Source organism: Micromonospora desertarenae (assembly GCF_056150265.1).
Window position 1 is genome coordinate 130,202 of the sequence record NZ_JAXCFQ010000017.1, and the last position, 14,151, is coordinate 144,352.

Annotated in this window: 12 protein-coding genes; 4 read left to right on the forward strand and 8 right to left on the reverse strand. The window is 76.9% G+C overall.

The window, feature by feature from the left end:
• Positions 1-44 precede the first annotated feature (44 nt).
• Positions 45-620 carry an NAD(P)H-dependent oxidoreductase gene (locus SM577_RS27925; RefSeq protein WP_302919869.1) on the forward strand — a complete coding sequence of 192 codons (576 nt, stop codon included), beginning with the start codon at positions 45-47 and terminating at the stop codon, positions 618-620.
• Between the two features lie 90 nt (positions 621-710).
• Here SM577_RS27925 and SM577_RS27930 read toward each other — a convergent pair whose 3' ends face one another.
• Positions 711-935, reverse strand: coding sequence for an HAD family hydrolase (locus SM577_RS27930; protein WP_109902898.1), 225 nt, complete (start codon positions 933-935; stop codon positions 711-713).
• A 163-nt stretch (positions 936-1,098) separates the two neighbouring features.
• Here SM577_RS27930 and SM577_RS27935 point away from each other — a divergent pair, with 163 nt between their 5' ends.
• Positions 1,099-2,817: a carbamoyltransferase N-terminal domain-containing protein gene (locus SM577_RS27935; protein WP_302919867.1), complete on the forward strand. Its 1,719-nt coding sequence runs from the start codon at positions 1,099-1,101 to the stop codon at positions 2,815-2,817.
• A gap of 136 nt (positions 2,818-2,953) precedes the next feature.
• Here SM577_RS27935 and SM577_RS27940 read toward each other — a convergent pair whose 3' ends face one another.
• The 6 genes from SM577_RS27940 to SM577_RS27965 are packed head-to-tail and all read right to left on the reverse strand — an operon-like array spanning position 2,954 to position 10,147.
• Positions 2,954-5,260, reverse strand: coding sequence for a CoA transferase (locus SM577_RS27940; RefSeq protein ID WP_474581009.1), 2,307 nt, complete (start codon positions 5,258-5,260; stop codon positions 2,954-2,956).
• Positions 5,257-6,225 carry a hypothetical protein gene (locus SM577_RS27945; protein ID WP_474588377.1) on the reverse strand — a complete coding sequence of 323 codons (969 nt, stop codon included), beginning with the start codon at positions 6,223-6,225 and terminating at the stop codon, positions 5,257-5,259. Before SM577_RS27945 ends, SM577_RS27940 begins: the two co-directional genes overlap by 4 nt.
• Complete coding sequence (locus SM577_RS27950; RefSeq protein ID WP_474588378.1) at positions 6,209-7,273, reverse strand: phosphotransferase; 1,065 nt, start codon at positions 7,271-7,273, stop codon at positions 6,209-6,211. Before SM577_RS27950 ends, SM577_RS27945 begins: the two co-directional genes overlap by 17 nt.
• On the reverse strand, positions 7,270-7,929 hold the full coding sequence (locus SM577_RS27955) for a 4'-phosphopantetheinyl transferase family protein (protein WP_474588386.1): 660 nt from the start codon (positions 7,927-7,929) through the stop codon (positions 7,270-7,272). The genes SM577_RS27950 and SM577_RS27955 overlap by 4 nt, the downstream gene beginning before the upstream one ends.
• Positions 7,930-7,933: 4 nt before the next feature.
• Positions 7,934-8,980, reverse strand: a complete 1,047-nt coding sequence (locus tag SM577_RS27960; protein WP_302919862.1) for an acyl-CoA dehydrogenase family protein — start codon at positions 8,978-8,980, stop codon at positions 7,934-7,936.
• Between the two features lie 12 nt (positions 8,981-8,992).
• Complete coding sequence (locus tag SM577_RS27965) at positions 8,993-10,147, reverse strand: acyl-CoA dehydrogenase family protein (RefSeq protein WP_302919861.1); 1,155 nt, start codon at positions 10,145-10,147, stop codon at positions 8,993-8,995.
• Positions 10,148-10,185: 38 nt separating this feature from the next.
• Here SM577_RS27965 and SM577_RS27970 point away from each other — a divergent pair, with 38 nt between their 5' ends.
• Both SM577_RS27970 and SM577_RS27975 read left to right on the forward strand, forming a co-directional pair.
• A complete protein-coding gene (locus SM577_RS27970) occupies positions 10,186-10,941 on the forward strand; it encodes a class II aldolase/adducin family protein (protein ID WP_474588387.1) in 756 nt (251 codons plus the stop codon).
• A gap of 2 nt (positions 10,942-10,943) precedes the next feature.
• Positions 10,944-12,575, forward strand: a complete 1,632-nt coding sequence (locus SM577_RS27975; RefSeq protein ID WP_474588379.1) for an AMP-binding protein — start codon at positions 10,944-10,946, stop codon at positions 12,573-12,575.
• Positions 12,576-12,742: 167 nt separating this feature from the next.
• On the opposite strand, the gene SM577_RS27980 is transcribed toward SM577_RS27975, so the two are convergent.
• Positions 12,743-14,137 carry an acyl-CoA synthetase gene (locus SM577_RS27980; RefSeq protein ID WP_474588380.1) on the reverse strand — a complete coding sequence of 465 codons (1,395 nt, stop codon included), beginning with the start codon at positions 14,135-14,137 and terminating at the stop codon, positions 12,743-12,745.
• Positions 14,138-14,151: the final 14 nt, after the last annotated feature.

Consider the following 14,151-nt stretch of genomic DNA (forward strand, 5'->3'; position numbering starts at 1 on the left):
GCGGAACGTAGCAGCGCCGCGTCGGGCCGTGCCAATGTGTGGCAATGACGTCTGTCGACAGTGGCCCGGTCTCCTTCACCGTCCTGGTCGGCAACCCGCGGCCCCGGTCGCGCACCCGGGGCGTGGTGCTGACGGCGGCGGAGCTGCTGCGCGAGCGGCTGGCCGAGGCCGGGGTCGAGCTGGCCGCGCCGACCCTGGTGGACCTCGCCGAACTGCCGGCCGGGCTGATCGTCGCCGAGGACCGGTGCGCCGCGGTGCGCGAGGCGTACGCCGCGGTGACCGGCGCGAGCCTGCTGCTGGTCGCCTCGCCGACCTACAAGGGCAGCTACACCGGGCTGCTGAAGCTCTTCCTGGACCTGCTGCCCCGGCACGGCCTGGCCGGCACGGTGGCGGTGCCGATGATGACCGCCGCCGACCGCGGCCACCGGCACGCGGTGGAGAGCTACCTGCGCCCGCTGCTGGTCGCGCTCGGGGCGGCGGTGCCCACCGCGGGCCTGTCCGTGCTGGAGTCGGAGTTCGGCGCCGTCGAGCGGGTGCTGTCGGCCTGGTCGGCCGGGGCCACGCCGGCGCTCGGTGGGCTGCTGGACCGGCGGTCGCGTCCGCTACTCAGCCGCGCCTGACCAGGCCGTCCCGCCGGCCGCCCACGTCGATCCGGCCGCTGCGGACCGGATCGGGCGCGGCCGGGCCGGTCGCGGGCCCGGCCGAGCCTGTCAGGGGTGCCGGCCCTCGTCGATCCAGCGGCGGAACAGCGCCACGTCCTCGTCCGGCCAGGGCGCGTCGCACGGCATCGATCCGTCGGCGAGGCGTTCGTGGATGGCCTCGGCCCACGCGCAGACGTCGGCGTGGTCGGACAGGTCGAAGGCGTGCGGCATCTCGAGGTCCAGCTCGCGGAAGAGCGGCAGCACGTCCCTGGCGAAACTCACCGGCTCCGGCACGCCTGGCAGTGTCGCTGCGGACCGCGGCGCCGTTCAACTGGGGAGTCGCGTCACTCGCCCGCCCTCCGGGCGGTTCTGCGCGCCTTGTCGCTCCGGCGACGCCGCGCCTATGTTCCACCACGACCCAGGTCGCCGCCGACCGGTCGCGCCGGGAGGAGAAGCGATGTCTGCACCCCTGATCTGCGGGCTCAAGATGACCCACGACGGCGGCTTCGCGATCGTGGAGGGCGACCGCCTGCGGCTCTCGGTCGAGGCGGAGAAGCTGGAGAACCGGGAACGGCACGCCACCTTCAACCGCTCCGCCGACATCGCCGCGCGGCTGCGCGACGCCGGGATCTCCCCGGCCGACCTGACCAGCGTGGTCATCGACGGCTGGGCCCGGGGCCGGGAGAACGAGAGCTGGGTCGAGGTGGTCGACGACGCCGGGACCGCCCGGCCGGTCGAGGTGGCCGGCTACGACGACGCGCCGGCGGACTCGCCCCGGCTGCTCGACGGACGGGTCGGCACCAGCCCGCTCTTCGGCCCGGCGCCGACCGAGTTCCGCAGCTTCAGCCACGCCACCGACCACGCCTTCGCCAGCTACTGCACCAGCGAGTTCGCCGCTCGCGAGGAGCCGGCGCTGATGCTGGTCTGGGACGGCGGGATGGCGCCGAACCTCTACCACTACGACCCCCGGCGGCGGGCGGTGCGGGCGTACGGCCCGGTGGCGGAGGTCTCCGGCGGCATCTACCCGATCTTCGCCTCGCACTTCGGCCCGTTCCGGGTCGACCACTCCCGGCGGCTCGCGTCCAACCCCGGCCCCGGCATGGAGGCGCTGCTCCCGGTCTCCGGCAAGGCGATGGCGTACGCCTCGCTCGACCCGCCGTCGGAGGAGGCCATCAAGCTGATGGAGGGCGTCACGGCGGCGATGCTGCCGATCGACCGGGCCATCAAGTCGTACGGCTGGAGCCGGCGGGTGCAGCAGGAGGTCGCCGCCCTGGGGCTCTCCGACGCCGCGCTGCTCGCCTCCTTCCAGGAGCACCTGTTCCGGGTGCTCGTCGACGGGCTCAAGCGCAGGCTCGCCGAGCTGCCCGAGCTGGACGGCCTGCCGATCTGCCTCTCCGGCGGCTGCGCCCTGAACATCAAGTGGAACGCCGGCCTGCGGGCCAGCGGCCTCTTCGCCGACGTCTGGGTGCCGCCGTTCCCCAACGACGCCGGCTCGGCGATCGGCGCGGCCTGCGTGGAGATGATCCGCAGCACCGGCCGCTCCGCGCTGCGCTGGTCGGTCTTCGCCGGCCCGCCGGTGACGCCGACCCGGCGGGCGCCGGCCGGCTGGTCCAGCCGCCCCTGCGAGATCGAGGAGCTGGCCAAGCTCCTGGAGGCGGGGGACGAGCCGGTGGTCGTGGTGCACGGGCCGGCCGAGCTGGGCCCGCGCGCGCTCGGGCACCGCAGCATCATCGCCCCGGCCACCAGCGGCGCCATGAAGGACCGGCTCAACGCCATGAAGGGGCGGGAGTGGTACCGGCCGGTGGCCCCGATCTGCCTGCAGGACCGGGCGCCGGAGGTGTTCAGCCCCGGCACCCGCGATCCGTACATGCTCTTCGACCACTCCGTGCGTCCGGAGTGGAAGGACCGGATCCCGGCGGTGGTGCACCTCGACGGCAGCGCCCGGTTGCAGACCGTGGACGCGGACAACCCGACGATGCACCGGCTGCTGACCGCGTACGAGCGGCTCACCGGGATCCCGGTGCTCTGCAACACCAGCGCCAACTTCAAGGGCTCGGGCTTCTTCCCCGACGCGGCCTCGGCGATGCGCTGGGGCCAGGCCCGCTACGTCTGGTCCGAGGGCGTGCTGCACTGGACCGACGCGGCACCCGCCGACGCCGTTCCCACCGCCGGCTGATCCGCGCCCGGTCCCCGCCGCCCTCCCACCCCCGGAGGGCGGCGGTGCGCGCGACAGTTCCCACCCGCACGCCGCCGGGCGGCTCCGCGCCGTGCGGGTTGTCGCTCCGGCCGGATCGCCGCCCCGTGTGGTGCGGTCAGCGGCGGCCGGCGGCGCTGGTCGAGCGGCGGCGCGGCTGACGCGGGCGGGTGCCGACCGCCCCGGCCTCGCGCAGCGCCCGGATCCGCCCGGCGGCGTAGCCGAGCCACTCGGCGAGCACCTCGTCGGTGTGCTGGTCGAACAGGGGAGCGGGCCGGGCCGGCGGCAGCGGATCGCCGGCCAGCCGCACCGGCGGGGTGAGGTACGCCCGCCGGCCGGCCACCGGGTGGTCGACCTCCTCCACCAGCCCGGCGGCGCGCAGCGTGCCGTCGGCGTACCGCCGGCGCAGGTCGGCCACCGCCTCGGCGGCCACCCCCGCGGCGCGCAACCGGGCCAGCACCTCGGCGGTGCTCGACCCGGCCGCCCAGCCGGCCACCGTCTCCGGCGTCGCGGTCGAGCCGGGCCGCCGGTCGACGTACGCCACGTGCCCGTCCCGGGCGGCGACGATGCCGGAGCTGGCGACGCCCGGCTCGGCGTCGCCGAGCCGGGCCGGGTCCCGGCCCTCCCGGGAGGCGAGCACCAGCCCCTCGCCGAGCTGCAACCAGAGCGTCTCCTGCTGGGACAGGTCGAGCCAGTCGCCCCGCCCGTGCCGGGCGCGACCGGCCAGCGCGGCCAGCACCGCGACCACCCCGTGCGCCCCGGCCACCGCGTCCGGGTAGTAGACCGGGCTGACCGCCGCCGGCTCGGCCGGCGATCCGTACCGGGCGGCGAACCCGCCCATCCCCTCGGTGAGCATCCCGTAGCCGGCCATCGACCGGTACGGCCCGGTCGCCCCCAGCGCCGGCATGGTGACCACCACCAGGCCCCGCTCCACCTGCCGGCGTACGTCGTCGACCACGCCGCGCTTGACCAGCACGTCGTGGGTCATGTTCACCACCAGCACGTCCGCGACCGCGACCAGGTCCCGGAAGACGTCCGCGCCGGCCGGGGTGGCCAGGTCCACCGAGATCCCGCGCTTGCCCCGGTTCAGGCTGTTGAACTGGGCCGAGGCGTCCCAGGTGCACTCCTGCGGGTCCACCCCGTCGGGCACCGGCACGCCGAGCTCGTGCCAGCGGTGCCGGGTCCGCCAGCCGTCCGGGCGGTTGCCGACCTCGACCCGCACCACGTCGGCGCCGAGCGTGCCGAGGAACCGACCGGTGAGCGGTCCGGCCCAGGCCAGCGTCAGCTCCAGCACGCGCAGCCCGGACAGCTCCGGCGGCCGGGGCGGCGCCGCCGGGCGGGGGTGCTCGGGGCGGAACCAGCCGGCGTCCCCGCCCGGTTCGGCGAGCCGGACCGGCACCCCCTCGGGCAGCAGCGGGCTGCGCCATGGGCGGGCCGCCACCCGGCCGCGGGCCGCCCCGGTCAGCGGGGCGAGGAAGCCCCGCTCGGCCAGGTGCGGGTCGGTCAGCGCGTCCCGGGCGGTGAGCACCATCGCCGCCGCCCAACCGGCGTCCAGCGCGGCCCGGAAGATCTCCGCCCGGGTGCGCGCGGCGTACCAGGGGCGCAGCTCGGCGGCGAGCAGGTGCCGGTTGCGCCACCGGTGCGCCCAGACGAACCGCTCGTCGTACGGCAGGTCGGGGCGACCGTAGACGGCGCACTGCCGCAGCCAGTCCTCCGCCCGTACGGTGCCCGGCACCACCTGCCCGTCGGCGCAGGCGAACACCCCGGACGGAAAGGTGCGGGCCAGGTGCCCCGCGTTGCGGCGGGCCTCGTCCGGGTCGTCGGGCCGGCCCGAGCTGGCGGTGTAGAGCAGGCCGGCGCCCTGCGCCTCGAACGCGGTCAGCAGCGCCCCGAGCCAGCTGACCCGGGCCCCGGTCGCCCGGCGGGCCAGCCCGGCCAGCGCGGCCACCGCCGCGTACGCCCCGGCCAGGTACTGCGACTGCCAGCCGGGGAACCGGTGCGGCACCCCGTCGTCGTCCACGCTCACCGCCAGCAGCCCGGACGCCGCCTGCACCAGCAGTTCCTCGTCGGTGGCCAGCCCGGAGGCCACGGTGACCACCAGCGGCCCGTCCACTGCCTTTCCGTCCACTGCCTTCCCGTCCACCGGCGGCAGGGTGCCGTCGTCGAGCACCACGTCCGCCCAGCCCAGCGCCGCCGGCAGCACCTCCCGGCCGACCAGCCGCTTGCCGGCGTTCAGGTGCACGAAGACCGGGCTCGGGGCGTGCTGCGGGCCGCCGTCGACCGGCAGCTCGCGCGCCGGGTCGCCGCCGGGCGGCTCCGCCTTCACCACCGTGGCGCCGAGCATCGCCAGCAGCCGGCCGGCGTACGGGCCGGCCACCCCGGTGGCCAGCTCCAGCACCCGCAGCCCGTGCAGCGGGCCGGTCACCGCTGGCCGCCCGGGAAGAAGTGGTGGTGGTCCGAGCCGGTGATCTCGTAGATCGCGGTGCCCCGGCGGCCGTCGTCGGTGACCACCGCGAGGTGGTGCTGCCCGCCGCCGCGCCGGCCGTACCGGGCGTTCCACTCCCCGCTGCCGGTCACCCCGATCCGCCGGCCGTCGGCCAGGTCGAACTCCACCCGGCCGGCCAGGCCGCGCACCGCCGCGCCGGCCCGCCCGTACCCGACCGGCCGGCCGTCGGCCCCGGTCCAGTGCAGCCGGTGCCGGAAGCCGGTGACCGGCACCGGCTCCCGGTCGCCGGCCGGGGCCCAGCAGCCGGCGCAGTAGGCCCGGCCACCGTCCGGCCGCTCCCAGCACCAGACGCCGAGCATCCCGTCGCCGAGCTGCACGGCCAGCCACATCCACAGCGGTACCCGGGCGTGGTCGCGTACCCCCCAGGAGTGGTCGCGCTGCCCCCACCACCGCCGGACCGGCCGGTGCTCGCCGTCGACGGAGTACCAGCCGTCGAACCAGCCGGACTGGAACAGGTGCCGCTGGTCCCACACCAACCGGTCGCCGACCGACATCGACCCGGGCGGCAGCAGGTACGGCCGGGTGCGCGCGGTCCAGGTCAGCTCGAGGCCGACCGGCGCGGCACCGTCGGCCACCGCCAGCCGGATCCGCCGGTACGGCGCGAGCACGTCCACCCGGGCCGGACCGACGGCGGTGGTGCGCGGGTCGTCGCCGTACCGGCGGGTGAACCGGACGAACCGCAACCGCCCGTCGATCCGGCTCATCTGCAGGCAGTCGAACCCGTCCCGGGTCGGATGGCTGGTCAGGTTGAGGATCAGCACGTCACCGGGGTGGTCCGGCCGGTGCGCCACGAAGTAGCAGCTCTCCTGCCAGTACGCGGGCGGGTCGGCGGGCGGCGGCCCGAACGCCTCGTCGGGCAGGGCTGTCTCAGCGGTCGAGGACATCGAACGCCTCCAGATCCGTCACGTGGGCCGCGTGCCGCTCGGCCAGCGACACGAACATGGCGTCGCTGGCCGGGTCCGCCGCGACGAGCATCGCGCCGACCACCGTCATGTGGACCCCGGCCAGCGCGCCCAGCCGCCACGCGCGGCGGCACTCCGACTCGGCCCAGCGGACCCCGGCGGCGGCCAGCGCGCGCCGGTAGTGCCGCAGCAGCTCCTCCTCGCGGTCCCGCCGCACCGGCACCGGCAGCGCCCCGCCCACCAGGTACGCCGCGTCGCTCGGGCCGGACCCGACCGCCACTGTCTGCCAGTCGACGACGGTCAGCGGCGGGCTGCCCCGGCCGTCGCCGAAGAGCAGGTTGTCCAGCCGGAAGTCGCCGTGCAGCAGGGTGTACGGCGGCTGCTGGGCGGCGGCCCAGCGGCGTACCCGGCTGCCGAATCCGGTCACCACCGCCCGCGCCCGGGGCGACAGCCGCGCCCCGAAGCGGGCCAGGAACCCCTCGACGGTCACCCGGTACGCCGCGGCCCGCCGCCGGCCGGCCGCCGGACCGGGCAGTGGCAGCCACTCCTGCCCGGCCAGCCCGGCACCACCCCAGAACCGGGCCTGCAACCGGGCCAGCTCGCCCAGCGCCAGGGCCACGTCGTCGGCGGTCGCGCCGTGTACCTGGTCGCGGGGGCGGGCCGGGGCGGCGTCGGCGAGCAGCAGCACGAACTCGCCGGTCCCCGGCGCCGCCTCGGCGAGGTGGCAGCGCGGTACCCGGATCGGCACCGCCGGCGCGAGCCGGCGGTAGAAGAGCAGTTCCCGGCGGTAGGCGTCGCTGTCGGTGCCGGTGCGCCGGGTGCGCTCGTCGGCGGCGGCGAACTTGCCGATCACCGTGTCCGGCCCGGCCCCGGCCGGCGACCAGCGCAGCCGCAGCCGGACGCAGCGGGCCAGCTTCCCGCCGCCCACCGGCGCCGACTCCACAGCGGTCACCCGGGCGCCGGCGGCCGCCGTCGCCCGCAGCGCGCCGGTCAGCCAGGCCGGGGTCACCTGCTCCGGGGCGGGGATCACGCGGGCACCGTGGCCGCGGTGAGCACCAGCCCGTCGGCGACCCGGAACCGGCCGGCGATCCCGCGCAGGCAGTCGGGAGCCGGCACCAGCAGCTCCACGCTGAAGGTGCCGGCTACGCCGCCGGCCAGCGCGCTGTCGTCCGCCGCGTCGAGGCGGACCAGGGCGTCGCGGAAGCCGAGCCAGCGCCCGGTAACCGGGTGCCAGACCTTGTAGACGCTCTCCTTCGCCGAGAAGAAGACGGTGTCGAGGGCGCTGCCCGGTGGCTGCCCGCGCAACCAGCGCCGCTCGGCCGGCAGCAGGATCCGCTCGGCGACCCGGGGCGGCAGCGGCCGGTGCGGCTCGGCGTCGACGCCGACGGCGAGCAGGTCGGCGCGGCGGGCCACGGCCGCGCCCCGGTAGCCGCGGCAGTGGGTGATGCTGCCGACGAAGCCGGCCGGCCAGCGCGGGGCGCGGTCCGGACCGCGCGGGATGGCCACCGGCGGCACCCCGAACCGGGCCAGCGCCCGCCGCGCGCAGGCCCGGCCGGTGAGGAACTCGCCGCGCCGGCCCGCGCCGGCCCGGGCCACCGCCTCGACCTCCTCCGCCAGGGGTACGGCGGCCGGGTCGTCGTCGGGCCGCTCGGCGACCCGCACGGCCGCCGGCAGCAGCTCGCCCAGCACCTCAGCTCCCGAGCAGGGCCCGGGCCAGGCCGGCCCGGTGCCGGGCCGACGGCGCGTCGAAGCCGCGGATCCAGAGCGCCCGCCGGTACCACCGGTGCACCGGGTGCTCCCAGGTCATCCCGATCCCGCCGAGCACCTGGATGGCGTGCTCGCAGCCGCGTACCGCCGCGTCGCGGGCGGCGACCACCGCGGCGGCCACCGCCTCGTCGACGGTCCCGTCCGGTCGGTCGCCGTCCGGTCCGGCCAGCCAGGCGGCCCGGTAGACCAGCGAGTGCGCCAGTTCGACGGCCACGTAGCTGTCCGCGACGCGGAAGCTGACCCCCTGGAACGCCCCGATCGGCCGGCCGAACTGGGTGCGGGTCCGGGCGTGCGCGACGGCCAGGTCGTACGCCCGGCGGGCCACCCCCAGCGCCTCGGCCGCCAGCAGGGTGTACGCCCGCCAGCGCAGCCGACGCAGCGCCGCCGGGGTGCCGGCGACGCCGGCGACCGGTTCGGCCGGGGTGTCGGCGAGGCGCAGGTCCGCCGGGCGGCGCAGCCCGTCCAGCCCGGCGCGGTCGACCACGGTGACCCCGGCCGCGTCGCGGCGGACCCGGAACAGCGCCACGCCCTCGGCGGTGCCGGCGGTGAGCAGCACCTCGGTGACCGCCGCCAGGTCGGGGACGAGCCGCTTCACGCCCGACACCCGCCAGCCGCCCGGACCGGCGACCGCCCGCACCGCGCTGGCCCGGTGCGCGGCGTCCAGCGTCGCGCAGTCGTCGTCGTGGCAGGCCACGGTGGCCGGCGCGGTGCCGGGCAGGGCCGCGCACAGCGTGCTCCACCAGGGCACCGGGTGCAGCGCGTAGCCGGACTCGTCGGCCAGCACCGCCTGCTCCACCAGGCCGAGGTCGCCGTCCCGCCAGCCCAGCTCGACCAGCGACGCCCAGCCGTCGGGGGCGTGCCCGGCGCCGTCGGCGAGCGCGGCCACCCGGTCGGGCGGGTAGCGCTCGGCGAGGTAGGCGCGGGTCACCTCCCGCAGGTGCCGCTGCTGCTCGGTGAAGCCGAACTCCATCCCGCCCCCTCGTCAGCGCCAGCGCGGCAGCCCGGCGACCCGCTCGGCGATGAGCCCGCGCAGGATCTCCGAGGTGCCGCCCTCGATGGTGTTGCCCCGGCTGCGCAGCAGCTGCCCCTGCCAGTAGCCGGCCCAGAACGCGTCCGGGCCGTCCAGCGCCGCGCGGTCGCCGAGCAGCCGGACCGCCAGGTCGCAGACCCGCTGGTGCACGTGCGACCAGTGCAGCTTCAGCACCGCGCTCTCCGGGCCCGGCTCCCCGGTGCGCTGCAACCCGGTCAGCGCCCGGTAGCCGGTCCAGCGCAGCGCCTGCACCTCGACGTGCAGCTGGGCCACCTCGTCGCGGACCAGCGGGTCGTCGGCGTGACCGGTGGCCCGCACGGTGGCCAGCAACCGGTCGAACTGGACGCTGAGCCGCGCGTTCAGGGTGACGCCGAAGGTGCCGCGTTCGTGGGCCAGGGTGGTCATCGCCACCGCCCACCCCGCGTCGACCTCGCCCACCACGCAGTCGTCGCCGATACGCACCCCGTCCAGCAGGATCTGGCCGAACTCCGCGGCCCCGTTGATCTGGCGCAGCGGCCGGACCGTCACCCCGGGCGCCCGCATGTCGAGCAGGAAGCAGGTCAGGCCCCGGTGCCGCGGCCCGTCCGGCCCGGTCCGGGCCAGCAGCAGGCAGTGGTCGGCCAGCGGGGCGTACGAGGACCAGAGCTTCTCCCCGTCGACCACGAACCCGCCCGGCACCCGGCGCGCCGCGGTGCGTACGGCGGCCAGGTCCGAGCCCGCCTCCGGCTCCGAGAAGCCCTGGCAGAACACGTGGTCGCCGGCGAGGATCGCGGCCAGGTGGCGCTCCTGCTGCGCCGGGGTGCCGTACCGGATCAGGGTGGGACCGACCATGTTCAGGCCGATCACGTTGAGCTGGTCGGGGGCGCCGGCCAGGGCGCACTCCTCGGCGAAGATGCCCTGGTGCACGGGGGAGAGGCCGCGCCCGCCGTAGGCCACCGGCCAGGTGAGGCCGGCGTAGCCGGCGGCGTGCACCTGCTTGGTCCAGTCCCGCAGGTCGGCCGGGTCCGGCGGCGCGCCGTCCGGCGCCGGCTCGGGTAGCCGTTCGCGCAGCCAGGCCCGCAGCCCGGCGCGGAACGCGGCCTGCTCGGTGCTGTCGTTCAGGTCCACGAGCGACACCGTAGCCACGCGTCGTGGCACCGGCTACCGTGCGCGACATGAACGCTCCGCGCACCGAGCGGTCGCCCGAGGAGGAGCGACAGCACCGCAAGCGGCAGCTCGCCGCGACCCTGCGGATCTTCGCCCGGCTCGGCTTCGACGAGGGCGCCGGCGGGCACGTCACCGCGCGCGACCCGATCCGGCCGGACCACTTCTGGATCAACCGGTTCGGCCAGCACTTCGGCCACGTGCGGGTCAGCGACCTGCTCCTGGTCGACCACGCGGGGACGGTGGTGGCGGGGACCGGCACCATCAACCCGGCCGGGTACGCCATCCACTCGCAGATCCACCTGGCCCGGCCGGACGTGGTCGCCGCGGCGCACACCCACTCCACGTACGGGCGGGCCTGGTCGGCCCTCGGCCGGCCGCTGGACCCGATCACCCAGGACGCCTGCGCGTTCTTCGAGGACCACGAGGTGCACGAGCACTACTCCGGCGTGGTGCTCGACCCGGCCGAGGGCAAGCGGATCGCCGGCACGCTCGGCGACCGCAAGGCGGTGATCCTGCGCAACCACGGCCTGCTCACCGTCGGCGGCAGCGTGGCCGAAGCCGCCTGGTGGTTCGTCTCGATGGACCGCTGCTGCCAGGTGCAGCTGCTGGCCGAGGCGGCCGGCCGGCCGGTGCCGGTCGACCCGGACGACGCCCGGTCCACCCGGGACACCATCGGCACCCCCGCGCTCGGGCGGCTGAACTTCCGGCCGCTCTACGCCGACGTGGTCCGCGCCGAGCCGGACCTGCTGGACTGACCGTGGCCCGACTCCTCGACGAGCTGGTCCGCGACCGGGCCGGGGAGCCGGCGCTGGCCGACCGGCACCGCCGGCTCGACTGGTGGGCGCTCAACGACCGGGTCGACCGGTGGCTGCGGGTGCTGCGCGACCACGGCCTGTCGGTCGGGGACACCGTGGCGGTGGTGGTCGGCAACCGGGTCGAGGTGTTCGAGGCGCTGCTCGCCGGCCTGCACGGCGGCCTGCGGGTGGTCCCGGTGAACTGGCACCTCACCGCGCCCGAGCTGCGCCACATCCTGACCGACTCGGCCAGCCGCGCGGTGCTGGTGGACGCGCCCCGGGCCGCCGCCGTCGCCGCCGCGCTGCGCCCGGGCGAGTGCCCGGTCCGGCTGCTGGTCGGCGCCGCCGAGCCGCCCGGCTCCGCGCCCGTCGAGGCGGCGCCCGGCTCCGCGCCCGTCGAGGAGCCGGCGGGCCACGGCGGCGCGGCGACCGGGTTCACCCCCGTCGAGCCGTTGCTCGCCGCCGCCGACGGGGCGGAACCACCGGGGCAGGTCTGCGGGTCGCTGATGCTCTACACCTCGGGCACCACCGGCGTGCCGAAGGGCGTGGTGAACGGGGTGTTCCGGCAGGGTGAGCCGCTCGCCGGGGTCGGCCGGCTGCTGGCGTACGCCGGACTGGTGCTGAAGGTGCCGGCCACCGGCCGGGCCCTGCTGGTCGGTCCCTGGTACCACTCGGCGCAGCTGTACTTCGCCCTGCTGCCCCTGCTGCGCGGCTGTGCGCTGCGCATCGAGGAACGGTTCGATCCGGAGCGGACGCTGCGCCTCATCGACACCGAGTCGATCAACCTGTGCCACCTGGTGCCCACCCAGTTCGTCCGCCTGCTCCGGCTGCCCGAGCCGGTCCGCCGCCGTTTCCACGGCGGCAGCCTGCGCCGGGTCTGGCACGGCGGCGGGCCGTGCGGGCCGGAGGTGAAGCGCCGCATGATCGAGTGGTGGGGCCCGGTGGTGGTGGAGTACTACGCGGCCACCGAGGGCGGCGTGGTGACCCTCATCGAGGCCGAGGAGTGGCTGGCCCGGCCGGGCAGCGTCGGGCGGGCCGTGCCGCCGACCCGGATCCTGGTGGTCGGGCCGGACGGCGCGGAACTGCCCCCGGGTCGGGTCGGCCGGGTCTTCTTCCGCCGGGGCGCGGCGCAGGATTTCCACTACCACGGCGACCCGGCCAAGACCCGCGAGGCGCATCTGGCGCCGGGCGTCTACACCTACGGCGAGCTGGGTTACGTCGACGACGACGGCTACCTCTTCCTCACCGGCCGGCACAGCCAGACCATCGTCTCCGGCGGGGTGAACGTCTACCCGGCCGAGGTGGAGGCGGCCCTGCTGGCCCACGAGGCGGTGCAGGACGCGGCCGTGCTGGGGGTGCCCGACGAGGAGTACGGCGAGCGGGTCTGCGCCCTGGTGCAGCTCACCGGGGAGGGGCTCGCCGCCGCCGACGCGCCGGCCATCCTGGACCGGCACTGCCGCACCCGGCTGGCCGGGTTCAAGGTGCCCCGGGTGTGGCGGGTGGTCGACCGGCTGCCCCGCGACGAGACCGGCAAGCTGCGCCGCGAGGCGCTGTCCTCGCTCGCGCCACGCCCCGCGGCCACCGCCCGCACCTAGGCCGAGTCCCGACGTGCGGGGGCCCGTCGATGACGGGCGGGCGATGGTGGCGACCGCGCCGCCTGTCGATCACCGACACGCCGCAACCAGGTCGGGACGGGGAACGACGCAGCCGGCAGGTACCTCCACCTCCCGGCCCCGGCAGGCCGACGGGGAACGGGCCGCGCTCAGCCGAGCCGGGTCTTCTGCACCTTGCCGAGGGCGTTGCGGGGCAACGCGTCCACCAGGTGCACCCGGCGCGGTCGCTTGTGCACCGACAAGAGCCGGGCCACGAAGTCGATCAGTTCCGCCTCGGCCACCCCGTCGCCGACCACGTACGCGGTGACCTGCTGGCCCAGCACCGGGTCCGGGGTGCCCACCACCGCCGCCTCGCGTACCCCGGGATGCGCCAGCAGCGCCTCCTCGACCTCCCCGGCGCCGATCCGGTAGCCGCCGCTGGAGATCAGGTCGGTCGAGGCGCGCCCGACGATCCGGTGCCGCCCGTCCGGACCGATGGTCGCGATGTCCCCGGTGCGGTACCAGCCGTCGTCGGTGCGGGTGGCGGCGTCCGCGTCCGGCCGGTTCAGGTAGCCGTCGAAGAGGGTCGGCCCCCGGACCAGCAACTCGCCCATCGCCGAGCCGTCCGCGGGCAGCGCCCCGCCGTGCTCGTCGACCAGCCGGGTGCGCACCCCGGGCAGCGGCCAGCCCACGCATCCGGCCGCGCGGGGCCGGTCCGCCCGGGCGCTCACCGTGATCAGGGTTTCCGTCATCCCGTACCGCTCCGCCACCCGGTGTCCGGTGAGCGCGTGCAGGCCGTCGAAGACCGTCGCCGGCAGTGCCGCGCTGCCGGAGACCAGCAACCGGGCCCCGCGCAGCGCCCGGGCGGCCGGCGGGTCGGCGCAGATCCGGGACCAGACCGTCGGCACGCCGAACAGCAGGGTCCCGCCGGCGGCGGCGTACCGCTCGGGACGGGGGCGCCCGACGTGGTCCAGCCGGCTGCCGTGCCGCAGCGGCCCGAGCAGGCCCAGCACCAGCCCGTGTACGTGGAACAGGGGCAGCCCGTGCACCAGCAGGTCGTCCGGGCCCCAGGCCCAGGCGTCGGCGAGCCCGTCCAGGCAGGCGGCGATCGCCCGGCGGGAGAGCAGCACCCCCTTGGGCAGTCCGGTGGTGCCGCTGGTGTAGAGGACCAGCGCCGGCCGCTCCGGCCGGGGCTCCGGGTGGCTGGCCGAGGAGCGCAGGTCCGGTGACACCGGCACCACCGGCAGGCCGCCGCCGACGTCGTCCCCGGCCGCGGCCAGCACCGCGGCCGCCGCGGAGTCCCGCAGGATGTGGTCGCGTTCCATCGGCCCGGCGTCGGGCGGAACGGGCACCACCGTGACGTCCGCCAGCAGCGCGCCGACGATCCCCACCACGGTCTCCAGCGACGGGGTGGCCAGCACGGCCACCCGCTCCAGCCCCCGGATCCGGTCGGCGACCGCCGTGGCGCTGGCCAGCAACCTCGCCCGGGAGATCGAGCGCCCGTCCACCCGGACCGCGTCCGGGCGGTCGTCCCGAGCCGTGGACAACGCCGTCAACAGGGTCACGCCGGCAGCCTCCC